This window comes from Pantoea sp. BS_8, from assembly GCF_041954965.1.
Lineage (GTDB): Bacteria > Pseudomonadota > Gammaproteobacteria > Enterobacterales > Enterobacteriaceae > Pantoea > Pantoea stewartii.
Genome location: NZ_JAVAXU010000001.1, coordinates 1,121,932 through 1,146,973, shown reverse-complemented (window position 1 = coordinate 1,146,973; position 25,042 = coordinate 1,121,932). Strand labels below are relative to the sequence as shown.

The following is a 25,042-nucleotide window of genomic DNA, read 5'->3' as shown; positions in this document are numbered from 1 at the left end:
TTATCACCTGCACTATTGTGGCTGCGTTTTTAATTTTGGAGCCATTACTGGATTGAACCATGACAACGGAATCCTCGTTGATTGGTGCTGAAGCAGGCCATCAGCCCATACTGAAAAATTATCATCAGGTTTTGCGCCGCCGCCTGTTCTGGATAGGGGCGTTGCTGGTGGCGATCCTTGCGTCACTGGTTCTGGACTTTACGCTCGGCCCGGCCGGACTTTCGCTATCGACGTTGTGGCACACGCTGCTCTCACCCGAGAGCGTTGATGCAGGCACGCGCGTCATTGTCTGGGATATCCGCCTGCCTTATGCGCTCATGGCCATCGTGGTCGGCCTTGCACTGGGCCTTGCCGGTGCAGAAATGCAAACCATCCTTAATAACCCGCTTGCCAGTCCGTTTACGCTGGGCGTTTCCTCGGCGGCGGCGTTCGGCGCCGCACTGGCCATTATTTTAGGCGTAGGGATTCCGGGGATCTCCGGTCAGTGGTTTATCTCAGCCAATGCGTTTATCTTTGCTCTGCTGGCCGCCTTAATGCTGGACGGCATTACGCGCTGGACGCAGGTCTCGTCATCTGGCGTGGTGTTATTTGGTATTGCCCTGGTGTTTACCTTTAATGCGCTGGTGTCGATGATGCAGTTTATCGCCAGTGAAGATACGTTACAGGGGCTGGTGTTCTGGACCATGGGCAGCCTGGCGCGTGCGTCCTGGGAAAAACTGGGCGTACTGAGCGCGGCTTTTGTGCTGTTGGTGCCGTTTTCCCTGCTCAGTAGCTGGAAACTGACCGCACTGCGCCTGGGGGAAGACCGGGCCGTGAGTTTTGGTATCGACGTGCGCCGTCTGCGCCTGGCGACTTTGCTGCGTATTAGTGTGCTATCCGCCTTAGCGGTCGCCTTTGTCGGCCCGATTGGTTTTATTGGCCTGGTCGCACCGCACATCGCCCGTATGATGTTCGGCGAAGATCATCGCTTCTATCTACCGGCCAGTGCGCTGACCGGTGCCCTTGTGCTGTCGCTGGCTTCAGTGGCTTCCAAAAACCTGATTCCCGGAGCCATTATCCCGGTCGGGATTGTGACCTCGCTCATTGGGGTGCCGTTTTTCCTGAGTATCATTTTGCGTCACCGAGGGCATGTGTAATGGAACAGGGATTACGCCTGCGCGGCTTCACCACCGGTTATCCTAAACGTCAGGTCATTGATAACCTTCACGTCGAGCCGTTACCGCGTGGCGAAATCACGGTCCTGCTGGGACCGAACGGCTGCGGTAAATCCACCTTACTGCGTGCGCTGGCCGGGCTGAATAAAGGGCAGGGCGAACTGTGGTTAAACGGCGAAGATCTGATGACTCAGCCGTTTGCCCGCCGGGCCAGACAGGTTGTGTACCTGCCGCAATCGTTGCCTGCGGGGGTGCATCTGCATGTGCTGGAGTCCATTATTGTCGCGCAGCGTGCGTCATCGGGCCTGCACAGTCCCGCCAGTGAAGCCGATGTCATGAAACTGCTGGATCAACTGGGCATTGCCCATCTGGCAATGCGGTATCTGGATCAGCTCTCGGGTGGACAAAAGCAGCTTGTTGGCCTGGCCCAGTCGTTGATTCGCCGGCCTGCGCTGTTACTGCTGGATGAACCGCTGAGTGCGCTGGATTTAAACTACCAGTTTCACGTTATGGATTTAGTGCGGCGTGAGACGGCGCTGCGCAATATGGTGACGGTGGTCGTGGTCCACGATATCAATATCGCTTTACGTCACGCGCAGCATGCGCTGATGCTCAAAGCGGGACAGTTAATCGCAGAAGGCGCACCGGATAGCGTGATCACGCCCACTACGCTGGCGCAGGTTTATGGCGTGCAGGGCCGCATTGAGCACTGTTCCCGCGGAATGCCGCAGGTCATGATTGACGGATTAGTCCGGGAAGGGCTGATGTAAAAAAACGGGGATGGCGCACGCCATCCCCGGTTGTGTTATCCCACCAACAAGTGCTGCGCATGAAAGCGCAGATGATCTTCCACGAAGCTGGCGATAAAGAAGTAACTGTGATCGTAGCCTGGCTGAATACGCAGAGTTAACGGGAAATCCATCTCCTGCGCCACTGCCTCTAATCGCTCCGGCTGAAGCTGATCCGCCAAAAACTGATCGCTGTCGCCCTGATCGATCAATAACGGCAGGCGATGCTGAACCTCGCGCATCAGCTGACAGCTGTCGTATGCCCGCCAGGCCTGGCGATCCTCTCCCAGATAAGCGGTGAACGCCTTTTGTCCCCAGGGCACATCGGCGGGATTCACAATCGGCGCAAAGGCGGAGGCGGAGGCAAAGCGGTTTGCCAGGCGTAACGCCAGCATCAGCGCGCCGTGTCCGCCCATAGAGTGCCCCATGATCGACTGACGTTCACTGACCTTAAAGTTATCGGCAATCAGCGCAGGCAGCTCCTCACTAAGGTAGTCGAACATCCGATAGTGGCTCGCCCAGGGCTGCTGCGTCGCATTGAGATAAAAGCCCGCGCCCTGGCCCAGATCATAGCCCTCGTCATTGGCCACCGCCTCACCGCGCGGGCTGGTATCGGGCATGATCAGCACCAGCCCCAGTTCAGCGGCGACGCGCTGCGCACCCGCTTTGGTGGTAAAGTTTTCATCATTGCAGGTCAGGCCTGCCAGAAACCACACCACCGGTGGGGGCGAATCCCCGCGCGGACGGGGCAAATAGATGCTGAACGTCATCGGGCAGTTCAGCACCTGGGAGGGATGACGCCAGCGCTGCTGCCAGCCGCCAAAAATACGGTGTTCTTCCAGTAACTCAAGAGAAGATGTCATAGCGCCCCCGATTACTTATTGAAGTGAACGACGGAGCGGATCGACTTCCCTTCGTGCATCAAATCAAAGGCGTCGTTTATCTCTTCCAGCGGCATGGTATGCGTAATGAAGTCGTTCAACGCAAATTTACCATCGAGGTAATCCTGCACAATCCCAGGCAGCTGCGAGCGACCTTTCACGCCACCAAACGCAGAGCCACGCCAGACGCGCCCTGTGACTAACTGGAACGGACGCGTAGAGATTTCCTGGCCTGCACCGGCGACGCCAATGATCACCGACTCGCCCCAGCCTTTATGGCAGCACTCCAGGGCAGAACGCATCACGTTGACGTTACCGATACATTCAAAGGAGAAATCCACGCCGCCGTCGGTGAGTTCAACAATCACGTCCTGGATAGGTTTATCGTAATCCTTAGGGTTGATCAGATCGGTCGCACCAAGTTTACGGGCCAGGTCGAATTTGCTGGTATTGATATCAATACCAATGATGCGGCCGGCCTTCGCCATTTTCGCGCCGATAATCGCTGACAAACCAATGCCGCCCAGACCAAAGATGGCAACGGTATCGCCTTCTTTAACTTTAGCGGTGTTCATCACCGCGCCCATACCGGTGGTTACGCCGCAGCCCAGCAGGCACACTTCTTCCAGTGGCGCTTCTTTACTGATTTTCGCCAGAGAGATTTCCGGGACGACGGTGTATTCGGAGAAGGTTGACGTGCCCATATAGTGAAAAATGGGTTTACCGTCTTTAAAGAAACGCGTCGTGCCGTCAGGCATCAGGCCTTTACCTTGTGTGGTGCGGATGGCCTGGCACAGATTGGTTTTGCCTGACAGACAGAACTTACATTTACCACATTCCGGCGTGTAAAGCGGGATAACATGATCGCCCACTTCCACGCTGGTGACGCCTTCGCCGACCGCTTCAACGATACCGCCGCCTTCGTGACCCAGAATCGCCGGGAACACGCCTTCCGGATCGCTACCTGACAGCGTATAAGCATCCGTATGACAAACGCCAGTGGCAACGATACGGACCAGCACTTCCCCTTTTTGCGGCGGCATTAAATCCACTTCTTCAATTTTCAGTGGTTCGCCAGCGGCCCAGGCGACAGCGGCACGGGTTTTGATCATGTTCATGCAATCCCTCTTCCAGTCAGATTGTGACGCGTTATGGCGTCTGGATGGTCGTGATTCATTAAAAATAGCGCGGAAATCTTATTCCGCCGCCTGTAAAGGATGCATCAGCTCATCGTTGAGCGGACGATCGTGAAACTGTTCGATAATAAGGTACTTGAGTGCCTCAACATTGGGCGTAAAGGCGTCCCGTCGCCACATCAGCCAGGTCGCAGTATCACGATACTTCGCCGGCAGGCTGTGTACCTGAACCCGTGCGCGCTCTGGCATCTGTTTCAGGACCGACGCCGGAATCATCGCCACGCCTGCACCGCCTGCGACACAGGCCAGCATGGCATGATAAGACTGAATCTCCATGACGCTGTTTGGCGCGGCCTGGCTGTCGCGATACCAGGCTTCCAGTTTCACCCGGTAAGAGCAGCTGTTGCGGAACGCAAACAACGTATCTTCCTGAGTATCGCGTGCGCTCGTCACCGGGATGTGGTCAAGGTCAGTGATGAGCACCATCTCTTCACGGAACGCAATACAGCCATTCAGATCGTCATGCTGAACCGGCCCGTCGACCAACGCCGCGGCCAGTGTTCCTTCGCGAACCCGATCGATAATTTCACCGGAGGTGCCGGTGATCAGCGATAAGGCGACCGCCGGAAAACGCTGATGATAGGCAGCCAGCAGACCAGGCAGGCGCGTTGCCGCCGTACTTTCCATCGAGCCCAGCGCAAAATTCCCGCCAGGCTTACCGGTGCGCGCCATACTTAAGGCTTCATCGCTCAGGGCCAGAATGCGCTGCGCATAGTTAAGAAAGTTATGGCCCATCGGGGATAAGCGAATACGCTGTTTTTCCCGAATGAACAGATCGGCACCCAGTTCCTCTTCCAACTGGCGCAGGCGCGTGGTGAGGTTAGAAGGCACCCGATGCAGTTGTTCCGCAGCACGGGCAAGAGAACCGCTCTCTGCCACGGAACAGAACATACGTAGCTGGACTAAATCCATGTGTTCTCTTCCTGTAAACAAGTTGGTTAATATTATTCACTTTTCGTGATTCTAAGCATCGTTCATGCTGTACGCAAGTTTCAATTTAAAAAAACTGAGGTGCCCAATGGCATTTCGCGTCGCGATAAGTGCGTTTTTGACCTTGTTTGTCGTCATGGGCATCGGCCGTTTTGCGTTTACGCCCCAGGTGCCTTTACTGATTCAGGCTGATCAGTTAACCCTGACCAGTGCCAGTGTGGTCGCAGCATTAAACTATCTGGGTTACCTGTGCGGTTCCTTTGACGCGATGCGCGCGCAGCAGCGTGTGGAGTGGCGCCTGCATCTGGGGGTTTGGGGCGCGGTGGTGTTAACCGCGTTGTCAGCCTGTGCCGGGGGCCCCTGGCTGCACGGGATCATTCGCTTTGTGATTGGCTGGGCCAGCGGCTGGGCCATGGTGCTGGTGGCCGCGTGGAGCAATGAGCAACTGCATCACTACGGTCGTCCTGGTCTGTCGGCGGCGGTCTTTGCCGGTCCCGGCGCTGGCATTTTCATCAGCGGCCTGCTGGCGGTCATCTTACACAGTTTACAGGTCTCTGTGACGCTGGCGTGGGGCATTTACGCTGTGCTGGCCGCCGTGCTGGTGGCGGCCATCTGCCGCAACCTGCCGCGTACGGGGGCGCTGCACCGGGCAGGGCAGGTACCAGCGCCGCTGACGCTGACGCCCAACCTGCGGCGGCTGGTCCTGAGCTACAGCCTGGCGGGGTTTGGCTATATTTTGCCTGCCACCTTTTTGTCGCAAATGGCGGCAGCCCGTTTTCCGGGCAGTGCGCTGGCGCAGCTGGTCTGGCCGGTATTTGGCGGGGCGGCGATGCTGGGCATCGTCATCGGTATTGTGACGCGTCGAATGGGGCAGGCGCATGCCCGCCTGGCCATCACGCTCTGGGCCCAGGCGCTGGGCGTGCTGGCGGCCGCCTTGTTGCCGGGGTTCGGTGGTTTGTTACTCGGTGCGCTGCTGGTGGGCGGGGGCTTTTTGAGTGTCGTGCAGTTGTCGCTGCTTTGCGCGCGTGAACTGGCTCCGCAGCATACGCGCTATATGGCGGGCTTACTGACCACCGGCTATGCGATTGGGCAACTGGCTGGCCCCTTACTTTCCTCGCTTTCAACCCTGTTTCTGCACCACCTTGAGCCTGCGTTATGGGTAGCAGGCGCCAGCCTGGTCTGGGCGGGCCTGTTAGTGTGGCGGCGGGCCGCGTGAAAAGCTTTCATCTCCAATCAGATTGATTGCTGGATTCCCTGCACAGAAAGTTTCACAATACGCGCTCAGTAATATGACCCGCAGGTAACAGACTGCGGGCGCAACACCTGCCGGAGAAGAGTAAGATGAGTACCTTAAGTCAGGAAGCTGCACTGGTTCACGAAGCGCTGCTGGCGCGTGGGCTGGAAACGCCGCTGCGTGTACCTACGCGTGAAATGGACGATGAAACGCGCAAAAGCCTGATTGCAGGCCATATGACGGAAATCATGCAGTTGCTGAATCTGGATCTTGAAGATGACAGCCTGATGGAAACCCCGCACCGCATCGCTAAAATGTATGTCGATGAGGTCTTTTCCGGTCTCGATTACGCCAATTTCCCCAAAATCACCCTTATCGAAAACAAGATGAAGGTGGACGAGATGGTCACGGTACGCGACATTACGCTGACCAGCACCTGTGAACATCACTTTGTGATTATCGATGGTAAAGCCACCGTCGCCTATATTCCCAAAGACAAAGTGATTGGTTTATCCAAAATTAACCGCATCGTGCAGTTTTTTGCCCAGCGACCTCAGGTGCAGGAGCGTCTGACCCAGCAGGTGCTGCTGGCGCTGCAAACATTGTTAGGCACCAATAACGTTGCTGTTTCCATTGATGCCGTCCACTACTGTGTAAAAGCACGCGGTGTGAAGGATGCCACCAGTGCCACCACGACCACTTCCCTGGGCGGTCTGTTTAAATCCAGCCAGAATACCCGTCAGGAATTTCTGCGCGCGGTGCGTCACAGTTAATATCGACAGGTGGGCGCAGATGCGCCTGCCGGGTCCGTCAGGAGCCGCTATGCAACGCTACCTTGCGCTGGATTTTATTCGCGGCTGTGCCATTCTCGGCATCCTGTTGCTGAATATTATTGGTTTTGGCTTACCTTCTGCGGCCTATCTCAATCCTGCCTGGCAGGGCAGCGTCACCTTGTCTGATGCGTGGACATGGGCGCTGTCCGATATCTTCGCGCAGCTTAAATTTCTGACGCTCTTTGCGCTGCTGTTTGGCGCGGGGTTGCAACTGCAGCTGCCGCGCGGAAGTCGCTGGCTGTCCGCCCGTCTGTCATTACTGGTGCTGCTGGGGTTTCTTCACAGCATTTTTATCTGGGAAGGCGATATCCTGCTGGATTACGGCATTATCGGCCTGATCGTCTGGCGGATGCTGCGCGATGCGCCGTCCACGCGTGGGCTAATCAATACCGGGATTTTACTTTATCTGGTGGGCTGTGCGCTGTTGCTGATCTTTGCCCTGATTAGCAGCGCCGAGCCGTCACGCTCGTGGTTGCCCGGCGCCGCAGACATTCAGTATGAACAGTTCTGGAAGGTCAACGGCGGGCTGGCGGCGGTACGCATCCGCCTGGATAACCTCTCCTCCAGTTTAATGGCACTAGTGGCGCAGTATGGCTGGCAACTGGCCGGACTGATGCTGCTGGGCGCGGCCTTGTTACGTAGCGGCTGGCTGAAAGGAACGTTTCCCGTGTCCCATTACCGGCGCGTTGCGCGGATGTTACTGCCGATTGGGCTGGGGATAGCGACGGCAGGTGTGGCCGCGCAATGGTTTGTGGACTGGGATGCACGCTGGAGTGCGTTCTATTTACAACTGCCGCGTGATCTTGCCAGCCCGTTAATCAGTATCGGCTATGCCGCACTGTGCTTTGGATTTTGGCCAGCCATTCAGCGCTGGCGGATGAGTTATGCTATCCAGTGCGTGGGCCGTATGGCGCTCAGTAACTATCTGCTGCAGTCCCTGATCGGCACTACGCTGTTCTACCGCTTCGGGCTTTTTATGCACTTTACGCGCTGGCAACTGGTCATGATGGTGCCAGGCATATGGTGTATTAACCTGCTGTTTTCCGTGCTGTGGCTACGCTATTTCCCGCAGGGGCCGGTGGAATGGATCTGGCGTCGTCTGACACGCTTTCTTGCCACGCCGCACCCCACGTCATCCTCAGAAAGATAATGACGGTCATCACAAAGGTTGCAGAATTGTATGTAACCGTTTTCATTGATGTGACGCAATTCACGCTGTCCCATGCACTTCCCTGACAGAATAGCGCCGGTGCCATAACCGGCGTAATGCCTTTTCTCTGGAAGTGCTGCATGATAACCATTCGAGATGTTGCGCGTCAGGCGGGCGTGTCCGTAGCGACTGTCTCGCGCGTACTAAATAACAGCAGCGCGGTCACCGCTGAAACACGTGACGTCGTGTTACAGGCGGTTGACGCTCTGGGCTATCGCCCAAATGCCAATGCTCAGGCGCTGGCAACCCAGGTGAGCGATACGATCGGCGTCGTCGTCATGGATGTCTCCGATCCCTTTTTTGGCGCGCTGGTCAAAGCGGTGGATACCGTGGCACAGCGCGTCCAGAAACATGTACTGATCAGCAACTCCTGGCATCAGGAAGAAAAAGAGCGTCACGCTATCGAAGTGTTGATACGGCAACGGTGCAATGCGCTGGTGGTCCATGCGAAAACGCTTTCAGACGCAGAGCTGGCGGGCTTTATGAGTCAGGTGCCAGGTATGGTGGTTATCAACCGCAGTATACCGGGTTATGAGGCCCGTTGCGTCAGTCTGGATAATGTGACCGGGGCCTTAATGGCCTCACGCATGCTGCTGCAACAGGGGCATTCCCGCATCGGCTATCTCTGTTCCAGTCATCCCATTGAAGATGTGGATCAACGGCGTGAAGGCTGGTTACAGGCGATGGCAGAGCAGGGAATCCGCCCACAGGAAAGCTGGATAGCCAGCGCAGAGCCGGATATGCAAGGGGGCGAAGCCGCAATGGTGGAACTGCTGGGACGCAATCTGAATCTCAGCGCCATTTTCGCCTATAACGATGGTATGGCGGCCGGTGCCCTTACCGCTCTGAAAGACAATGGCATTCAGGTGCCGCACCATTTTTCTGTCGTCGGCTTCGATGATATTCCGGTTTCGCGGTACACCGATCCTCAACTTACCACAGTCCGTTATCCTATTGTTTCTATGGCAAAACTTGCCACTGAACTGGCCCTGCAGGGCGCGGCAGGCTGTCTTGACACTACGGCGAAACATATCTTTATGCCCACCCTCGTTCGCCGCCATTCCGTCGCGCAAAAGCAAAGTGTGGAGTCCGTCACTAATTCGGGCGATTCCGCGATGTAACCGTTTTCAATCTGTGATTGTATTCACAGTTAATTAACATTGCTATCACTATGATGGCAACGTCTTACAGTACTGAAACATTATGTAACGCCACTCTCCCGTTGAGGGCACCGACAGCATCGTTGGTTCAGGCTTATAACACACGCTTTACGGACGCATTGACCTACATGGAAGTCGAGTTTGGCACGGCACAGCAGTGGCTCAGTCTGATTTAGAGCGCATCTTGCCTCGCCGGATAATTCTTACCCGATGTTCTTCCGCGGCTTGACGCAGCAGAACATAAAAAGACCCTACAGAAAAACCGGAGATACCATGAATAAGAAGGTTTTCACGCTCACAGCACTGGTTGCCAGCATGATGTTTGGTGCAGTAGCCCACGCCGCTGATACCCGTATCGGCGTGACTATTTATAAGTACGACGACAACTTTATGTCGATGGTACGTAAAGACATCGAGAAAGAAGCCAAAACGCTGGGCGGCATCCAGCTGCTGATGAATGACTCGCAGAACGATCAGTCAAAACAAAACGATCAAATTGACGTGCTGATGGCAAAAGGCGTGAAAGCGTTAGCCATCAACCTGGTCGATCCGGCTGCAGCGGCCGTCGTGGTACAGAAAGCCCGTGCGAACGATATCCCGGTTGTGTTCTTCAACAAAGAACCTAACGCCAAAGTACTGGCCAGCTACGATAAAGCCTACTACGTCGGTACCGATTCGAAAGAGTCTGGCGTGATTCAGGGCAAACTGATTGAGAAGCACTGGAAAGCGACCCCGGCCTGGGATCTGAACAAAGACGGTGTGATCCAGTATGTGCTGCTGAAAGGCGAACCAGGCCATCCTGATGCTGAAGCGCGTACCAAATATGTTATCGATACGCTGAACAAAGATGGTGTGAAAACCCAGCAGTTAGCGATGGATACGGCAATGTGGGATACCGCACAGGCTAAAGACAAAATGGACGCCTGGCTGTCAGGCCCTAACGCCAAGAAAATCGAAGTGGTAATCGCGAACAACGATGCGATGGCGATGGGGGCTGTTGAAGCGCTGAAGGCACACAACATGTCTTCTATCCCGGTATTTGGTGTGGATGCCTTACCTGAGGCGCTGGCGCTGGTTAAATCTGGCGCGATGGCCGGTACGGTGCTGAACGATGCGGAAAACCAGGCGAAAGCCACCATCGATATGGCGAAGAACCTTGCCGATGGTAAACCGGCCACCGAAGGCACCAACTTCAAGATGGTCGATAAGATCGTACGCGTACCCTACGTACCGGTTGATCAGGAAAACCTGTCTCAGTTCCAGAAATAATTATGTGCAAACGGGCGCGGCGGCTGCTGCGCCTTTTTTATGTCATCACCGTTTTTTAGCCAGGTAAATTATGGCCAGTGATAATACGACCGCGCAGCGCGAATATCTGCTGGAAATGACCAACGTCAGTAAATCATTTCCCGGCGTTAAAGCTCTCGACAACGTAAATTTAAAAGTGCGGCCTCACTCCGTTCATGCACTGATGGGTGAAAACGGCGCTGGTAAATCAACGTTGTTAAAATGTTTATTTGGTATCTACAAAAAAGATACCGGAAGTATTCTTTTTCAAGGGCAGGAAATAGATTTTAAAAGTTCCAAAGAGGCGCTGGAAAATGGCGTGTCAATGGTGCACCAGGAATTAAACCTGGTATTACAGCGTACCGTGATGGACAACATGTGGCTTGGGCGTTATCCACGCAAAGGCTTCTTTGTCGATCAGGAAAAAATGTACCGTGATACCAAAGCGATTTTTGACGAGCTGGATATTAACATCGATCCCCGTGACAAAGTCGCGCATCTCTCCGTCTCGCAAATGCAGATGATTGAGATTGCCAAAGCGTTTTCTTATGACGCCAAAATCGTGATCATGGATGAACCGACATCCTCGTTGACGGAAAAAGAAGTTAATCATCTGTTCACGATTATCCGTAAGCTGAAAGATCGCGGCTGCGGCATTGTTTATATTTCACACAAAATGGAAGAGATCTTCCAGTTGTGTGATGAAATTACGGTTCTGCGTGATGGTCAGTGGATTGCAACCCAGCCGCTCGAAGGGCTGGACATGGATAAGATCATCGCCATGATGGTGGGGCGTTCATTAAGCCAGCGCTTCCCGGATCGCGTAAATGTGCCGGGCGAGACCATTCTTGAGGTGCGCAATTTAACCTCTCTGCGTCAGCCTTCTATTCGTGATATTTCGTTTGATTTGCGTAAAGGGGAGATACTCGGTATTGCCGGGTTGGTCGGTGCAAAACGTACGGATATCGTCGAAACGCTGTTTGGCATTCGCGAAAAATCGGGCGGCACAATTAAACTGCACGGTAAAACGATTAATAATCACACGGCGAACGAAGCCATCAATCATGGCTTTGCTCTTGTGACGGAAGAACGTCGCTCTACCGGTATTTATGCGTTTCTGGATATTGGTTTTAATTCTCTCATCTCCAATATTAAAAAATATAAGAACAACATTGGTCTGCTGGATAATAAGCGTATGAAGAGTGATACCCAATGGGTTATCGACTCCATGCGGGTAAAAACGCCAGGCCACCACACCCAAATTGGTTCGCTTTCAGGTGGTAACCAACAGAAGGTGATTATTGGACGCTGGTTGCTGACGCAGCCCGAAATATTGATGCTCGATGAACCCACTCGCGGTATTGATGTGGGGGCCAAATTCGAGATTTACCAGCTGATGGCTGAGCTGGCAAAAAAAGAAAAGGGCATCATTATTATCTCTTCCGAAATGCCAGAGCTGTTAGGCATCACCGATCGTATTCTGGTCATGAGTAACGGTCTGGTCGCTGGCATTGTTGATACAAAAACGACTACGCAGAACGAAATATTGCGTTTAGCGTCATTACACCTTTAATGAAGTAAGGGCTGTTAACATGAAAGCGACTACAAAAAAGAATGCGCTAACCTGGCTGAAAGAGGGTGGCATTTATGTCGTGCTACTGGTACTGCTGGCGATTATTATTTTCCAGGATCCGACATTCTTAAGTTTAATGAATCTGAGTAACATTCTGACCCAATCCTCGGTGCGTATTATCATTGCGCTGGGCGTTGCGGGACTAATTGTGACTCAGGGGACAGACCTGTCAGCCGGTCGTCAGGTTGGCCTCGCCGCTATCGTGGCCGCTTCGCTGCTGCAGGCTATGGATAACCCAAACAAAGTGTTCCCACATCTGGAAACCGTACCGATTCCTGTGGTGATCCTGATTGTTTGTGCGATTGGTGCCGTTATTGGCCTGGTGAACGGCGTGATCATTGCTTATCTGAAAGTGACGCCGTTTATCACTACGTTGGGTACCATGATTATCGTTTACGGTATCAACTCGCTGTATTACGACTTCGTAGGCGCATCACCAATTGCAGGCTTCTATGACGGCTTCTCAACCTTTACGCAAGGCTTCCTGCGTTTCGGGGATTTTAAGCTGTCCTACATCACCTTCTATGCGGTGATTGCGATCGTGTTCGTCTGGATTCTGTGGAACAAAACGCGTTTCGGTAAAAACATTTTTGCCATCGGCGGTAACCCGGAAGCGGCAAAAGTCTCCGGCGTAAACGTCAACCTGAACCTGATTCTGATTTATGCCCTTTCAGGCGTGTTCTATGCTTTCGGCGGCATGCTGGAAGCGGGCCGTATCGGCTCGGCAACGAACAACCTTGGCTTTATGTACGAGCTGGATGCTATCGCGGCCTGCGTCGTCGGTGGTGTGTCTTTTGCCGGTGGTGTGGGGACGGTGGCCGGTGTCGTGACCGGTGTGTTGATCTTCACCGTCATCAACTACGGCTTGACCTACATCGGCATTAACCCGTACTGGCAGTACATCATCAAGGGCGGCATCATTATTTTTGCTGTGGCGCTCGACTCGTTGAAGTACGCACGTAAAAAATAACGGCAGAAGTCATCATGTAAGCTAAGCGGCCTGCGGGCCGCTTTTTTTATGGCACGGAAGCCGCCAGCGTGCGCCCGGAAGCAGGAAAGAACGCGGATTCACGGCGAGCCAGCAGGATGCCCGCTATGAGAATGCGTGTTCGAATTGACTTTAATCAGGAACAGAAAGCTGTCCTGTGGACGCAAAATCCTGAGTCAGCAGGTCAGCAGGTCAGCAGGTCAGCAGGTCAGCAGGTCAGCAGGTCAGCAGGTCAGCCGGTCAGTAAGGTAAAAAAGCAGCAAATCCGCCGCGCTGGACTGACTGTCATCCTTGGTAACGATGCGTGATAAGCCCTGACGCCATCGCAAAGTCCCGCGCTAAGCCTTGTTTCGCCATAGCAAGGATGCTACGCGTCGGCGATGCACTCCTGTCAGAAAGGCGGAGCCTGCCGCGCCGGCGTTATCATCCGTTCTCACAGTCTATCTTCACGCCAGGGTCAGCGGGCTGTCAGCCAGACAAAGGCGGCTTACTGATGGCGCTTTTGTTCCAGTTCCAGCAGTTGCTCAGGGGTGACAGCAGGATAGCTTTGCGCATCCTCCGGCACATCATGTACGGCGGGAATGGGCACCAGAGGCCCGAGAAAGCGCGGTTCACGCTTGAGGAGGTACAAATCTACCAGCGCGCCAAGACGTGCACCGACCTCACGCATGCGCACCGTCAGCATATTTTTCGGCGAGGGCACAGCGTAGCACTGAGCCTGAATGCCAAGGTGCAGGGCGATAAACAGTGCCCGCTCACAGTGGAAGCGCTGGGTGATGATAATAAAATCGTTGGTATCGAATACCTTGCGCGTGCGGACAATGGAGTCCAGCGTCCGAAAGCCCGCGTAATCCAGTACGATATCCGCCGGGTCGACGCCACCTTTAATTAAATCGCGCCGCATGGTCATGGGTTCGTTATAGCTCTGCTGCGCATTGTCTCCGCTCAGCAGTAAATAGTTAATCTTGCCGCTGTTATAGGCGTTAAGCGCGCCCTGCATCCGGTAGAGGTAGTACTGATTAATCACCCCGGTGCGGTAATATTTTGCCGTGCCCAGCACAACACCGACCTGACGATGGGGCAGTGAGGCCAGATTGTCGTAAATATAGGGGGCGGTTTTCCAGCTTATCCAGCGATCCAGGCCAAGCGCCGTCGCCACCATCGTTAAGATGATGAAAAGCAGAGCAATGAAAACGCGTTTCAACATGCGCCTGAGCACTCGAGATGAGAGGTTTTGGTGGGACAAGGCTACTTGAGCAACCCTCGCGAAGCAAGTTTACCCCGTCTGGCTGGTGCTATTTTAAGCAGCGCTGGATCAGAGGATGATCCAGCGCAGACCTTTTTAGATCGAGGTACGGCGGTAATGACGGTATTGCGGCAGCCAGAAGTTGTTCGAAATAGACTGTGACAGCACGTCTTCCGAGGTCACCACGGCAACGCCCGCCAGTTGCGCGGCTTTGCCCACTTCCATTGCGATCACTTTCGACACGCCCTGAATATCTTTGATTTCAGGCAGTACCGGCCCTTCACCATCGTTGACCAGCGGCGAGCAGTCTGCCAGTGCGCGGCTGGCTGTCATCAGCATGGTATCGGTTACGCGTGATGCGCCCGAGGCAATCACCCCTAAACCGATGCCCGGGAAGATATAGGAGTTGTTACACTGCGCGATCGGATAGGTTTTACCGTTCCATGAAACCGGTGAGAACGGGCTCCCGGTCGCGACCAGTGCAGCACCATCGGTCCAGGCGATAATATCCGCTGGCGTGGCTTCAACGCGCGAGGTGGGGTTAGAGAGCGGCATCACAATAGGACGTTTGCAGTGCTTGTGCATCTCGCGGATGATCTCTTCGGTGAACAGTCCGGGCTGGCCTGAAACCCCAATCAGAATATCGGGTTTGGCGTTGCGCACTACGTCCAGCAGCGAAATCGCATCACTGGCCGTATCCCAGTCTTTTAGGTTGTCGCTTTTCTGCACCAGCTTGCTCTGGAAATCGAGCAGGTTAGGCAACTTATCAGTGAGCAGGCCAAAGCGGTCGACCATCATTACGCGGCTACGCGCCTCTTCATCGCTCAGACCTTCCGACTTCATCTGCGCAATGATTTGCTCTGCGATACCGCAGCCGGCTGAACCTGCCCCCAGGAACACCACTTTTTGTTCGCACAAACGGCTTCCGGCAGCACGACTGGCGGCAATCAGAGTGCCCACGGTGACAGCAGCGGTGCCCTGAATATCATCGTTGAAGCAGCACACTTCATCGCGATAGCGCTCCAGCAGCGGCATTGCGTTTTTCTGCGCAAAGTCTTCAAACTGCAGCAGCACTTTCGGCCAGCGGCGTTTCACGGCCTGGATAAATTCATTAACGAATTCATCGTACTCCTCACCGGTGATACGTGGGTGACGCCAGCCCATATAAAGCGGATCGTTCAGCAGTTGCTGGTTATTGGTACCGACATCCAGCACCACCGGTAAGGTGTAAGCCGGACTGATGCCGCCGCACGCGGTATACAGCGACAGTTTACCAATCGGAATACCCATGCCGCCGATGCCCTGGTCACCCAGGCCCAGAATACGCTCACCGTCGGTCACCACGATGACTTTAACGTTCTGTTTGGTGGCGTTTTGCAGCATGTCTTCGATGTGTTCACGGTTGGGATATGAGATGAACACACCGCGGGCGCGGCGATAAATTTCAGAGAAGTGTTCGCAGGCTGCGCCGACGGTTGGCGTATAAATAATTGGCATCATCTCTTCAAGATGATTGTCCAGCAGACGGTAGAACAGGGTTTCGTTAGTGTCCTGAATATTGCGCAGGTAGACGTGCTTGTCGTTATTATTTTTGAAGTCCTGAAACTGACGCCATGCGCGTTTCGCCTGCTCTTCAATGGTTTCGACCGCTTCGGGCAGTAAGCCGTTGAGATTGAATTCGTTACGCTCTTCGATGCTGAAGGCGCTGCCCTTATTCAGCAGGGGAAATTCCAGCAGAATAGGGCCAGCGTAGGGAATATAGAGCGGGCGTTTACTTTCGTATTCGAGTTCCATGCAGTAATGCTCCGGTTGCGAGTGTTCCTGGCGCAATAAGAGGGTAGAGGACGCCAGTTTATTTTGATAAAGAAGGCCTGGCGTCAGATCCTATGAAATTTCTCGCGGATGTACAGCTTTTGTAAATAAAAGATTTAGAAACTGTTTAAAACCGTGCCCCGCATTACGCTTTACGCCAGCTCGATAACGTTAAGGTTGTCGCAGCCCAGCGCGCGCAGTGTTGCCTGCGTCGCTGAATACTGATCTAACGCAGGCTGTCGGGGCTGGGCCAGCGCCGCTGCCTGAATCGCCTCGCAGGATTCGCCGGCCATATTCAGCAAAATCAGTGCGGCCTGAAGCGGAGGCAGGCTGGGATTGAAGGCCGCATTTTCCGCATAGCGACCGCTAAAAATACGGCCTGAGGCGGTTTGCACTGCAACGCCACTGAACGCGCGGCTGTAAGGGGCATGACTCTTGTTGGCCGCGTCAATGGCCGCCTGCGACAGCGCATCGCCCGTGACAACAAAGCCATGATCCACCTTATCCATCAGCCGTTCGGTGATGTGCAGGTCGCCGGGACCGAAAGCGTCAGGCAGATAGTGCGCTAACGTCTGCACCGGGCGCTGGGGCAGGCTGATACGAATCGCCGTGCCGCTGTTAAGCTCATTCATGAACTGGCGGCAATGCCCGCACGGCGTGTAGTTGACGGTGATGGTCTCCAGGCGCGCTTCGCCGCGCAGCCAGGCGTGCGTAACGGCGCTTTGTTCTGCATGCACGGTTTGCTGCATGGTGGCACCGGCAAACTCCATATTGGCACCGAAATACCAGTTACCGCTTATCCCGCGTGCAATGGCACCGACGTTAAAATGGGACAGCGAGGCGACCGCGCAGGCCGCCGCGACCGGAAGCAGCGCCAGGGCGAGGGCGTCCGCATCCAGTTGGGTTTGCTGTTGCAGGAGGGTGACCTGATCGGCCCGCAGCATCGCGTCAAATCCCGGCTCGCTCAGCACCGGACGAAGCGCGGTTTGCAGGGGAGCCGGCAGTAATTCAAAGGCAGAGTGGAAACGTGGATGCATGGAAGCCTCATTCAATCTTCAGGCAATGTGCCAGACATCGGTTTATATGTGATCTCTGTCGCTCTGACAATGCAACGTGTCTTAGAGTTTTCAACTTTGCGAGATCTTTCCCAAAGTTTTAGCCAAACCAGTGCAGTAGCAGCGGAAAAACAAAGGGTGCCAGTAACGACGTTACGATGCCGCAGATCACCAGTGCCAGCGAACTAAATGCCCCTTCCTGGAAGTCCAGTTCCGCCGCCCGGGCGGTTCCCAGCGCGTGGGACGCATTACCAATCGCCAGACCGCGTGCCGCTTTACTTTTCACGCCCAACAGATTCAGCACCATATGGCCAAATACCGCACCGAGCACACCGGCTATCAGTACACAAATCGCACTGATAGCGGGAATGCCGTGCAGAGAGCCGGATACCGCCATCGCGATCGGTGTGGTGACGGATTTAGGTAAAATCGTGGCGGCGATTTCCGGCGTTGCCCCCATCCACAGGGCGATCGCCGTGCCGGAGGTCATTGCCGTCAGGCTGCCGATCAGGCATACGCCGATAATGGATTTCCAGCGGGCGCGAATCTGATGCATCTGCTCATACAGCGGCAGCGCCAGTGCGACCACGGCGGGCTGTAGCAGGGCATTAAGCACCTGGCTTCCGGCAAAGTAACGTGTATAGGGCAGTTGCAGTAACAGCAGGATGGGAATGATGATCGCCATCGAAACCAGCAAGGGGTTCAGCAGGGCAATCTTCAGCGCGGCAGCCAGTCTGCGCGCCAGGAAAAATGCGCCCAGCGTCAGGGGCAATGACCACCAGATATCACTCATCCTTCACCTCTTTCGTCGGCGCGCGCGAATGCAGCTTGTGGGCACTTAACCCCACGATGCTCAGGACAGCGAAGGTACTGACAAGACACGAGACCACGATAGGGCCAAACTGCGCGGTCAGCAGATCGGTGTAATTCATGACGCCCACACTGATGGGAACGAACAGCAGCGCCATATAGCGAATGATAAGATGACAACCGGGCTTAACCCAGTGGACCGGCACGATTTGAGACGCGAGCAGGGTAAACAAAATCAGCATGCCAATAATGCTGCCGGGCAGCGTAATGGGCAGCAACCTTGCTACGCCGTTTCCGGCATATAAACAGAGATAGAGAAGGGTAAAAGCGCGCAGATAACGCCAACTTATCGCTAGCACGGTGTGCATGACAGGCTCCTGTTTCCAACGAGCGTAATCCTACGCACTGACGATCTGGCGTGCCAGCTGTCAGCGTAAGGCAGAACGGCCCTTCCTGCCATCAGATGCAGGAAGGGCGAACGCCTTATTTAACGGGCATACCCGGCACTGCGCCACTGTCGACAGACAACACGAACAGGTCTTTGCCGCCCGGCCCCGCAGACAGCACCATGCCTTCCGAGACGCCAAAGCGCATTTTACGTGGTGCCAGGTTCGCCACGATAATGGTCATTTTGCCGACGAGTACGGCCGGGTCAGGATAGGCTGCACGGATACCAGAGAAAATCTGGCGCTTCTCGCCGCCCAGATCCAACTCCAGACGCAGCAGTTTGTCTGAGCCGTCCACCAGTTCCGCTTTCTCAATCAGTGCCACGCGCATATCAACTTTGGCAAAGTCATCAATCGTGATGGTATCGCCAATCGGCGCATCCGCCAGTGGGCCGCTAACCGTCGGTTTACTGGCTTCAGCCGCGTCGGCTTTCGACGCTTCAATCAGGCCCTCGACTTTCGCCATCTCAATGCGACCATACAGGGCTTTAAACGGCGCAACCTGATGGTCGAGCAGCGGCTGCTGAATGGCGTCCCAGCTGAGTTCGCTGTTCAGGAAAGCTTCGGCTCGCTCGCTCAGCGACGGCAGCACAGGCTTCAGCCAGGTCATCAGCACACGGAACAGGTTAATGCCCATGGAGCAAATAGCCTGCAGATCGGCATCACGGCCTTCCTGCTTCGCCACCACCCACGGTGCCTGCTCGTCAACATAACGGTTGGCCAGATCGGCCAGCGCCATAATTTCACGAATCGCCCGGCCAAATTCACGGCTTGCCCAGGCCTCGCCAATCTTTTCGGATGCGTCCAGGAATGTTTGATAAAGCGCCGGGTCGGCCAGTTCTGCGGACAGCTTGCCGCCAAAGCGTTTGGTGATAAAACCGGCATTACGTGACGCCAGGTTGACCACTTTGTTCACAATGTCGGCGTTGACGCGCTGAACAAAATCTTCCAGATTCAGGTCGATGTCATCAATACGCGAAGAAAGCTTGGCCGCATAGTAATAGCGCAGGCTGTCGGCATCCAGATGCTGTAACCAGGTACTGGCTTTGATAAAGGTTCCGCGCGATTTCGACATTTTTGCGCCATTTACGGTCACATAGCCATGCACAAACAGGTTGTTGGGTTTGCGGAAGCCGCTGCCTTCCAGCATGGCAGGCCAGAACAGGCTGTGGAAGTAGACGATGTCTTTACCAATGAAGTGGTACAGCTCTGTGGTGGAATCCTGCTGCCAGAATTCGTCAAAACTGATGTCGCCGCGTTTGTCACACAGGTTTTTAAACGCGCCCATATAGCCGATCGGCGCATCCAGCCAGACGTAGAAGTATTTGCCCGGCGCGCCAGGAATTTCGAAGCCAAAGTACGGCGCATCACGGGAAATATCCCACTGTTGCAGACCGGATTCGAACCACTCCTGCATTTTATTGGCGACCTGCTCCTGCAGTGCGCCAGAACGCGTCCAGGCGCGCAGCATTTCGCTGAACGACGGCAGGTCAAAGAAGAAGTGCTCGGAATCACGCAGCACAGGGGTTGCACCGGACACCACAGATTTCGGATCGATCAGTTCGGTCGGGCTGTAGGTCGCGCTGCACACCTCGCAATTGTCGCCGTACTGGTCAGGCGCTTTACATTTCGGGCAGGTGCCTTTCACGAAACGGTCAGGCAGGAACATGCCTTTTTCCGGATCGTACAGCTGAGAAATCGTGCGGTTCTTAATGAAACCGTTCTCTTTCAGGCGACCATAGATGAGCCCGGCCAGCTCACGGTTCTCGTCGCCGTGCGTTGAGTGATAGTTATCATAGCTGATATTAAAACCGGCAAAATCTGTTTCGTGCTCGTGTTTCATTTCAGCAATCATCTGTTCCGGCGCAATGCCCAACTGCTGAGCCTTCAGCATGATCGGCGTGCCGTGGGCGTCATCGGCGCAGATGAAGTAAACCTGATTGCCACGCATTCGCTGATAACGCACCCAAATGTCCGCCTGGATATGCTCGAGCATGTGGCCGAGATGAATTGAGCCGTTAGCGTAAGGCAGGGCGCAGGTTACCAGAATTTTTTTTGCGACTTGAGTCATAGTTTGCGTAGCTTTCAGTTAAGTAAAAAACGGGCTTAGATGGTAACCGATGGGCACAGCCGCGTAAACATAAGGGATTTCCCGCCGCGCGGCCCGTGAAACGATCGGCATCTGATAGTATTGTTACTACATCGTTGAAAAACAGCATAAGCACAGCAGAAAAGGAGTGGGGATGACAGCGCAATCCCGGGAACCACATACACCAGAAGCCTTACGCGCCGTTGTGGCCGGCGTTCTGAACAGCTTTGAGCATCCGACGCTGCAACGTAACCTTATTACCCTGAAGGCGCTGCATCATGTGGCGCTGCTGGATGGGACGTTGCATATTGAACTGCGGATGCCTTTTGCCTGGCACAGCGCGTTTGAGACCTTAAAAGCAGACACCAGCGCTGAGCTACTGCGTCTGAGCGGCGCGCAGGCCATCGACTGGCGGTTAAGTCACGAGATTGCTACGTTGAAACGCGTGAAAAATCACCCTGGTGTTAACGGCGTGAAGAACATTATCGCGGTCAGCTCCGGTAAAGGCGGCGTGGGCAAATCGAGTACCGCAGTTAATATGGCGCTGGCGTTACTGGCTGAAGGCGCACGTGTGGGCATTCTGGATGCCGATATTTATGGCCCGTCCGTGCCCAACATGCTGGGCTGTGAAAAAGAGCGCCCGACCTCGCCTGACGGCACCCATATGGCGCCGATCATGTCCCATGGTCTGGCAACCAATTCCATCGGCTATCTGGTGACCGACGATAACGCGATGGTGTGGCGCGGCCCTATGGCCAGCAAAGCGCTGATGCAGTTACTTACCGAAACCCAGTGGCCCGACCTGGATTATCTGGTGCTGGATATGCCGCCAGGAACCGGAGATATCCAGTTAACGCTCGCGCAGAGTGTGCCCGTCACCGGTGCGCTGGTGGTCACTACGCCACAGGACATCGCGCTCATCGATGCACGCAAAGGCATGGTCATGTTCGAAAAGGTTAACGTCCCGGTGCTGGGCGTGGTGGAGAACATGAGTATCCACGTCTGCAGCCAGTGCGGTCACCATGAGCCGATTTTTGGTACCGGCGGAGCGCAACGGCTGGTGGACGACTATGGCACGCGGCTGCTGGCACAGCTTCCCCTGCATATTCATTTGCGTGAAGATCTGGATGATGGCGAGCCAACGGTTATTCGTCGGCCGGACAGTGAATTTACGATGCTGTACCGTCAGCTCGCCGGACGTGTGGCCGCCCAGCTTTACTGGCAGGGCGAGGTGATTCCCGGCGATATCGCCTTCCGCGCGCTTTAACCCTTCTGCGCGTCGCTCTCATAGTGCGACGCCGGGGGATAATGCATTAACAGATAGCCGCCTTGATCGCTTTCACCCTGGGAAATCACTTTCCAGCCATGTTGCAGGTAAAACGTCTGGGCGGCCTTGTTCATTTGCAGACACTTCAGCGCGCCGGTTGATGTAAAGCGTGACTGGACGGCCTCAAGCAGTGCACTGCCCACGCCGCGCCCCTGATAATCAGGATCCACATACAGGCTGTGTAAGAAATTATCGTTTTCCATCAGACCCGCGAATCCTGCCCGATGCCCGTCCAGCTCAGCCACTAAAACGGTTTCGCCGAGTATCACCTGATCGAAGTCTTCCAGTTGCCAGTCATCGTTGGCGATCCAGTCCCAGTTATGCCGACGGGCCGCCAGAAACAACGTCCGCAGGAAAGGACGGTCGGCCTCTGTAAATAATCGAATATGCACATCAAGCTCCGTTAAACATCTTTTAACAACCCTGGCAGGGATTCTCAAAAAAGTAAAAGCAGAACAAATGTCATCACTTTCCTTGTACACTGCCCGACGGTGCCTTATGGGAAAACAGCAAACGGCCTTCAGTTAACGCACAGGGGTTATTGCCTGGAAGCACGCAATATATCTTTTTGCGGGTAAATGAAGGTAAGAAAAGCGGTTTTTTCCCTTAACGATCAACGCGATCGGCGTTTGATAGCTTTCGTTTATTTTATTGATAACGAGGGCTTATTAGATGTTGGCCCGGAAAATTTGTAAGCTGCATCACATATTTTAAAGGAGGCCATCACATGTCCATTATCAACACCAAAATTAAGCCGTTCAAAAACAGTGCATTTAAAGACGGCCAGTTTATCGAAGTAACCGAGAAAGACGTTGAAGGTAAATGGAGTGTTTTCTTCTTTTATCCGGCTGACTTCACCTTTGTTTGCCCAACCGAACTGGGCGACGTCGCGGATCACTATGAAGAGTTCCAGAAACTGGGCGTGGACATCTACTCAGTGTCTACTGATACCCACTTTACCCACAAAGCCTGGCACGGCTCTTCTGACACCATCGCAAAAATCAAATATGCGATGATCGGTGACCCAACTGGCGCGCTGACCCGCAACTTCGACATCATGCGCGAAGATGAAGGTCTGGCTGACCGTGGTACATTCATCGTTGACCCACAGGGTGTTATCCAGGCTGTAGAAATCACCGCTGAAGGTATTGGCCGTGATGCGTCTGACCTGCTGCGCAAAGTGAAAGCGGCGCAGTACGTGGCTTCTCACCCTGGTGAAGTGTGCCCGGCCAAATGGAAAGAAGGTGATGCGACTCTGGCGCCTTCGCTGGACCTGGTTGGCAAAATCTAATTTCCGCATCGCAACGTCGATCATTTTCTCATCGGGTGCTTCGGCACCCGATTTTTTGACCAGGAACTCACTATGCTTGATACCAATTTAAAAACGCAGCTCAAAGCTTATCTTGAGAAACTCACCAAGCCTGTGGAGTTGATTGCAACGCTGGATGATGGCGCAAAATCAACCGAGATTCGCAATCTGTTGGTCGATATCGCGAGCCTGTCTGACAAGGTCAGCTTTCGTGAAGAGAACGATCGTCAGGTGCGTAAACCCTCATTTTTAATCACTAACCCTGGTGCGGATCACGGCCCACGTTTTGCGGGTTCGCCGCTGGGTCATGAATTTACCTCACTGGTGCTGGCGCTGTTACAGACCGGTGGGCACCCGTCCAAAGAAGCACAAAATCTGCTTGATCAGATTGCGGCGCTGGATGGGGATTTCCATTTCGAAACCTATTATTCGCTGTCCTGCCACAACTGTCCGGATGTGGTACAGGCTCTGAATCTGATGGCGGTCCTGAACCCGCGCATCAGCCACACCGCGATTGACGGTGGCCTGTTCCAGAACGAAATTCAGGAACGGAATGTCATGGGCGTGCCGGCGGTTTTCCTGAACGGCAAAGAGTTTGGTCAGGGCCGCATGAGCCTGGCGGAGATCGTCAGTAAAGTCGACACCAATGCTGACAAGCGCGCAGCAGAAGCGCTGAATAAACGCGAAGCCTATGATGTGCTGATTATTGGCAGCGGTCCCGCTGGCGCAGCGGCCGCCATCTATTCTGCCCGTAAAGGCATCCGCACCGCCCTGATGGGTGAGCGTTTCGGCGGACAGGTACTGGATACCGTTGATATCGAAAACTATATTTCCGTGCAGAAAACGGAAGGGGCCAAACTGGCTGGCGCACTGCGTGCCCACGTTGACGATTACAGTGTTGATGTGATTGACAGTCAGAGCGCGATTAAACTGATTCCGTCTGCGGCGAAAGGCGGCCTGCACGCCATTGAAACGGCGTCAGGTGCCGTACTGAAATCCCGTAGCATCATCCTGGCGACCGGCGCGCGCTGGCGCAACATGGGCGTACCGGGGGAAGAGCAGTACCGTACTAAAGGCGTGACCTATTGCCCGCACTGTGACGGTCCGCTGTTCAAAGGTAAACGCACTGCCGTCATCGGTGGCGGTAACTCCGGCGTGGAAGCGGCTATCGATCTGGCTGGTATCGTTGAACACGTCACATTGCTGGAATTCGCCAGCGAAATGCGTGCAGACAAAGTGCTGCAGGACAAACTGCGCAGCCTGAAAAACGTGGATGTGATCCTGAATGCACAAACCACCGAAGTGAAAGGCGACGGCAGCAAAGTTACCGGCCTGCAATATCTGGATCGCACCAACCAGACAACCCATGAACTGGCGCTGTCAGGCATTTTTGTTCAGATTGGCCTGCTCCCTAACACCACCTGGCTGGAAGGGGCGGTTGAGCGCAACAAGATGGGTGAAATCATCATCGATGCAAAATGCGAAACCAGCCTGAAAGGCGTTTTCGCAGCAGGCGACTGCACCACGGTGCCTTACAAGCAAATCATCATTGCCAGCGGTGAAGGGGCAAAAGCCTCGCTGAGCGCTTTTGATTACCTGATTCGCACCCAACCTGCACACTAAGTTTTTCGGTGCAAAAGCCAGCCCTGTAACC

General features: G+C 54.6%; 22 protein-coding genes. 12 read left to right on the top strand and 10 right to left on the bottom strand.

The window, feature by feature from the left end; all coding sequences use genetic code 11:
• Positions 1-59: 59 nt before the first annotated feature.
• Both RAC65_RS05190 and RAC65_RS05185 read left to right on the top strand, forming a co-directional pair.
• Positions 60-1,136, top strand: a complete 1,077-nt coding sequence (locus RAC65_RS05190; protein ID WP_054633448.1) for an iron ABC transporter permease — start codon at positions 60-62, stop codon at positions 1,134-1,136.
• Positions 1,136-1,924, top strand: a complete 789-nt coding sequence (locus tag RAC65_RS05185; protein ID WP_033740562.1) for an ABC transporter ATP-binding protein — start codon at positions 1,136-1,138, stop codon at positions 1,922-1,924. Before RAC65_RS05190 ends, RAC65_RS05185 begins: the two co-directional genes overlap by 1 nt.
• Positions 1,925-1,959: 35 nt before the next feature.
• Here the strand turns inward: RAC65_RS05185 and fghA are convergent, their stop codons facing one another.
• From fghA to RAC65_RS05170, 3 genes are all read right to left on the bottom strand, one after another.
• A complete protein-coding gene (gene fghA, locus RAC65_RS05180) occupies positions 1,960-2,805 on the bottom strand; it encodes an S-formylglutathione hydrolase (protein ID WP_006119939.1) in 846 nt (281 codons plus the stop codon).
• An 11-nt stretch (positions 2,806-2,816) separates the two neighbouring features.
• Positions 2,817-3,941: an S-(hydroxymethyl)glutathione dehydrogenase/class III alcohol dehydrogenase gene (locus RAC65_RS05175; protein WP_033740561.1), complete on the bottom strand. Its 1,125-nt coding sequence runs from the start codon at positions 3,939-3,941 to the stop codon at positions 2,817-2,819.
• Positions 3,942-4,019: 78 nt separating this feature from the next.
• Positions 4,020-4,931 (bottom strand): LysR family transcriptional regulator, encoded by a 912-nt coding sequence (locus RAC65_RS05170; protein ID WP_033740559.1) that lies wholly within the window; start codon positions 4,929-4,931, stop codon positions 4,020-4,022.
• Positions 4,932-5,037: 106 nt separating this feature from the next.
• On the opposite strand from RAC65_RS05170, the gene RAC65_RS05165 reads away from it, so the two are divergent.
• The 7 genes from RAC65_RS05165 to mglC all read left to right on the top strand — a co-directional run bounded on the left by RAC65_RS05165 (position 5,038) and on the right by mglC (position 13,276).
• Complete coding sequence (locus RAC65_RS05165; RefSeq protein ID WP_133745372.1) at positions 5,038-6,165, top strand: YbfB/YjiJ family MFS transporter; 1,128 nt, start codon at positions 5,038-5,040, stop codon at positions 6,163-6,165.
• A 125-nt stretch (positions 6,166-6,290) separates the two neighbouring features.
• Positions 6,291-6,956: a GTP cyclohydrolase I FolE gene (gene folE, locus RAC65_RS05160; RefSeq protein WP_375096434.1), complete on the top strand. Its 666-nt coding sequence runs from the start codon at positions 6,291-6,293 to the stop codon at positions 6,954-6,956.
• 49 nt (positions 6,957-7,005) lie between these two features.
• A complete protein-coding gene (yeiB, locus tag RAC65_RS05155; protein ID WP_058702636.1) occupies positions 7,006-8,166 on the top strand; it encodes a DUF418 domain-containing protein YeiB in 1,161 nt (386 codons plus the stop codon).
• A gap of 140 nt (positions 8,167-8,306) precedes the next feature.
• Positions 8,307-9,347, top strand: a complete 1,041-nt coding sequence (gene galS / locus RAC65_RS05150; RefSeq protein ID WP_110268213.1) for an HTH-type transcriptional regulator GalS — start codon at positions 8,307-8,309, stop codon at positions 9,345-9,347.
• A gap of 312 nt (positions 9,348-9,659) precedes the next feature.
• Positions 9,660-10,655 carry a galactose/glucose ABC transporter substrate-binding protein MglB gene (mglB, locus tag RAC65_RS05145; protein ID WP_033740552.1) on the top strand — a complete coding sequence of 332 codons (996 nt, stop codon included), beginning with the start codon at positions 9,660-9,662 and terminating at the stop codon, positions 10,653-10,655.
• A gap of 70 nt (positions 10,656-10,725) precedes the next feature.
• Positions 10,726-12,246 (top strand): galactose/methyl galactoside ABC transporter ATP-binding protein MglA, encoded by a 1,521-nt coding sequence (gene mglA / locus RAC65_RS05140; RefSeq protein WP_006119927.1) that lies wholly within the window; start codon positions 10,726-10,728, stop codon positions 12,244-12,246.
• A gap of 19 nt (positions 12,247-12,265) precedes the next feature.
• Positions 12,266-13,276, top strand: a complete 1,011-nt coding sequence (mglC, locus tag RAC65_RS05135; protein ID WP_006119926.1) for a galactose/methyl galactoside ABC transporter permease MglC — start codon at positions 12,266-12,268, stop codon at positions 13,274-13,276.
• 505 nt (positions 13,277-13,781) lie between these two features.
• Here mglC and sanA read toward each other — a convergent pair.
• The 6 genes from sanA to metG all read right to left on the bottom strand — a co-directional run bounded on the left by sanA (position 13,782) and on the right by metG (position 20,734).
• Entirely contained in the window at positions 13,782-14,501 is a 720-nt protein-coding gene (sanA, locus tag RAC65_RS05130) for an outer membrane permeability protein SanA (RefSeq protein WP_006119925.1), read from the bottom strand.
• A 135-nt stretch (positions 14,502-14,636) separates the two neighbouring features.
• A complete protein-coding gene (locus RAC65_RS05125; RefSeq protein WP_006119924.1) occupies positions 14,637-16,334 on the bottom strand; it encodes an NAD-dependent malic enzyme in 1,698 nt (565 codons plus the stop codon).
• A 170-nt stretch (positions 16,335-16,504) separates the two neighbouring features.
• Positions 16,505-17,389: a cytidine deaminase gene (gene cdd, locus RAC65_RS05120; RefSeq protein ID WP_375096433.1), complete on the bottom strand. Its 885-nt coding sequence runs from the start codon at positions 17,387-17,389 to the stop codon at positions 16,505-16,507.
• Positions 17,390-17,507: 118 nt separating this feature from the next.
• The gene (locus RAC65_RS05115; RefSeq protein WP_006119921.1) at positions 17,508-18,200 is read right to left on the bottom strand and encodes a CidB/LrgB family autolysis modulator; all 693 of its coding nucleotides are present in this window, start codon (positions 18,198-18,200) and stop codon (positions 17,508-17,510) included.
• Positions 18,193-18,585: a CidA/LrgA family protein gene (locus RAC65_RS05110; RefSeq protein ID WP_033740547.1), complete on the bottom strand. Its 393-nt coding sequence runs from the start codon at positions 18,583-18,585 to the stop codon at positions 18,193-18,195. The genes RAC65_RS05115 and RAC65_RS05110 overlap by 8 nt, the downstream gene beginning before the upstream one ends.
• A gap of 115 nt (positions 18,586-18,700) precedes the next feature.
• Positions 18,701-20,734, bottom strand: coding sequence for a methionine--tRNA ligase (metG, locus tag RAC65_RS05105; RefSeq protein ID WP_058702638.1), 2,034 nt, complete (start codon positions 20,732-20,734; stop codon positions 18,701-18,703).
• Positions 20,735-20,906: 172 nt separating this feature from the next.
• On the opposite strand from metG, the gene apbC reads away from it, so the two are divergent.
• On the top strand, positions 20,907-22,019 hold the full coding sequence (gene apbC, locus RAC65_RS05100) for an iron-sulfur cluster carrier protein ApbC (protein ID WP_058702639.1): 1,113 nt from the start codon (positions 20,907-20,909) through the stop codon (positions 22,017-22,019).
• Here the strand turns inward: apbC and RAC65_RS05095 are convergent.
• A complete protein-coding gene (locus tag RAC65_RS05095) occupies positions 22,016-22,471 on the bottom strand; it encodes a GNAT family N-acetyltransferase (RefSeq protein ID WP_058702640.1) in 456 nt (151 codons plus the stop codon). The two genes, apbC and RAC65_RS05095, sit on opposite strands and share 4 nt — an antisense overlap.
• 335 nt (positions 22,472-22,806) lie before the next feature.
• Here RAC65_RS05095 and ahpC point away from each other — a divergent pair, with 335 nt between their 5' ends.
• On the top strand, positions 22,807-23,370 hold the full coding sequence (gene ahpC / locus RAC65_RS05090) for an alkyl hydroperoxide reductase subunit C (RefSeq protein ID WP_033740540.1): 564 nt from the start codon (positions 22,807-22,809) through the stop codon (positions 23,368-23,370).
• Between the two features lie 72 nt (positions 23,371-23,442).
• Positions 23,443-25,011, top strand: coding sequence for an alkyl hydroperoxide reductase subunit F (gene ahpF / locus RAC65_RS05085; RefSeq protein ID WP_039338149.1), 1,569 nt, complete (start codon positions 23,443-23,445; stop codon positions 25,009-25,011).
• Positions 25,012-25,042 lie beyond the last annotated feature (31 nt).

What these genes read in the sequence shown, in the direction of transcription:
- RAC65_RS05110 (WP_033740547.1), bottom strand. Translation starts at nt 18,585, where the DNA reads ATGCACACCGTGCTAGCGATAAGTTGGCGTTATCTGCGCGCTTTTACC.
- cdd (WP_375096433.1), bottom strand. Translation starts at nt 17,389, where the DNA reads ATGCATCCACGTTTCCACTCTGCCTTTGAATTACTGCCGGCTCCCCTG.
- mglB (WP_033740552.1), top strand. Translation starts at nt 9,660, where the DNA reads ATGAATAAGAAGGTTTTCACGCTCACAGCACTGGTTGCCAGCATGATG.
- metG (WP_058702638.1), bottom strand. Translation starts at nt 20,734, where the DNA reads ATGACTCAAGTCGCAAAAAAAATTCTGGTAACCTGCGCCCTGCCTTAC.
- RAC65_RS05175 (WP_033740561.1), bottom strand. Translation starts at nt 3,941, where the DNA reads ATGAACATGATCAAAACCCGTGCCGCTGTCGCCTGGGCCGCTGGCGAA.
- RAC65_RS05190 (WP_054633448.1), top strand. Translation starts at nt 60, where the DNA reads ATGACAACGGAATCCTCGTTGATTGGTGCTGAAGCAGGCCATCAGCCC.
- folE (WP_375096434.1), top strand. Translation starts at nt 6,291, where the DNA reads ATGAGTACCTTAAGTCAGGAAGCTGCACTGGTTCACGAAGCGCTGCTG.
- mglC (WP_006119926.1), top strand. Translation starts at nt 12,266, where the DNA reads ATGAAAGCGACTACAAAAAAGAATGCGCTAACCTGGCTGAAAGAGGGT.
- RAC65_RS05185 (WP_033740562.1), top strand. Translation starts at nt 1,136, where the DNA reads ATGGAACAGGGATTACGCCTGCGCGGCTTCACCACCGGTTATCCTAAA.
- sanA (WP_006119925.1), bottom strand. Translation starts at nt 14,501, where the DNA reads ATGTTGAAACGCGTTTTCATTGCTCTGCTTTTCATCATCTTAACGATG.
- yeiB (WP_058702636.1), top strand. Translation starts at nt 7,006, where the DNA reads ATGCAACGCTACCTTGCGCTGGATTTTATTCGCGGCTGTGCCATTCTC.
- fghA (WP_006119939.1), bottom strand. Translation starts at nt 2,805, where the DNA reads ATGACATCTTCTCTTGAGTTACTGGAAGAACACCGTATTTTTGGCGGC.
- ahpF (WP_039338149.1), top strand. Translation starts at nt 23,443, where the DNA reads ATGCTTGATACCAATTTAAAAACGCAGCTCAAAGCTTATCTTGAGAAA.
- RAC65_RS05165 (WP_133745372.1), top strand. Translation starts at nt 5,038, where the DNA reads ATGGCATTTCGCGTCGCGATAAGTGCGTTTTTGACCTTGTTTGTCGTC.
- ahpC (WP_033740540.1), top strand. Translation starts at nt 22,807, where the DNA reads ATGTCCATTATCAACACCAAAATTAAGCCGTTCAAAAACAGTGCATTT.
- galS (WP_110268213.1), top strand. Translation starts at nt 8,307, where the DNA reads ATGATAACCATTCGAGATGTTGCGCGTCAGGCGGGCGTGTCCGTAGCG.
- apbC (WP_058702639.1), top strand. Translation starts at nt 20,907, where the DNA reads ATGACAGCGCAATCCCGGGAACCACATACACCAGAAGCCTTACGCGCC.
- mglA (WP_006119927.1), top strand. Translation starts at nt 10,726, where the DNA reads ATGGCCAGTGATAATACGACCGCGCAGCGCGAATATCTGCTGGAAATG.
- RAC65_RS05125 (WP_006119924.1), bottom strand. Translation starts at nt 16,334, where the DNA reads ATGGAACTCGAATACGAAAGTAAACGCCCGCTCTATATTCCCTACGCT.
- RAC65_RS05115 (WP_006119921.1), bottom strand. Translation starts at nt 18,200, where the DNA reads ATGAGTGATATCTGGTGGTCATTGCCCCTGACGCTGGGCGCATTTTTC.
- RAC65_RS05170 (WP_033740559.1), bottom strand. Translation starts at nt 4,931, where the DNA reads ATGGATTTAGTCCAGCTACGTATGTTCTGTTCCGTGGCAGAGAGCGGT.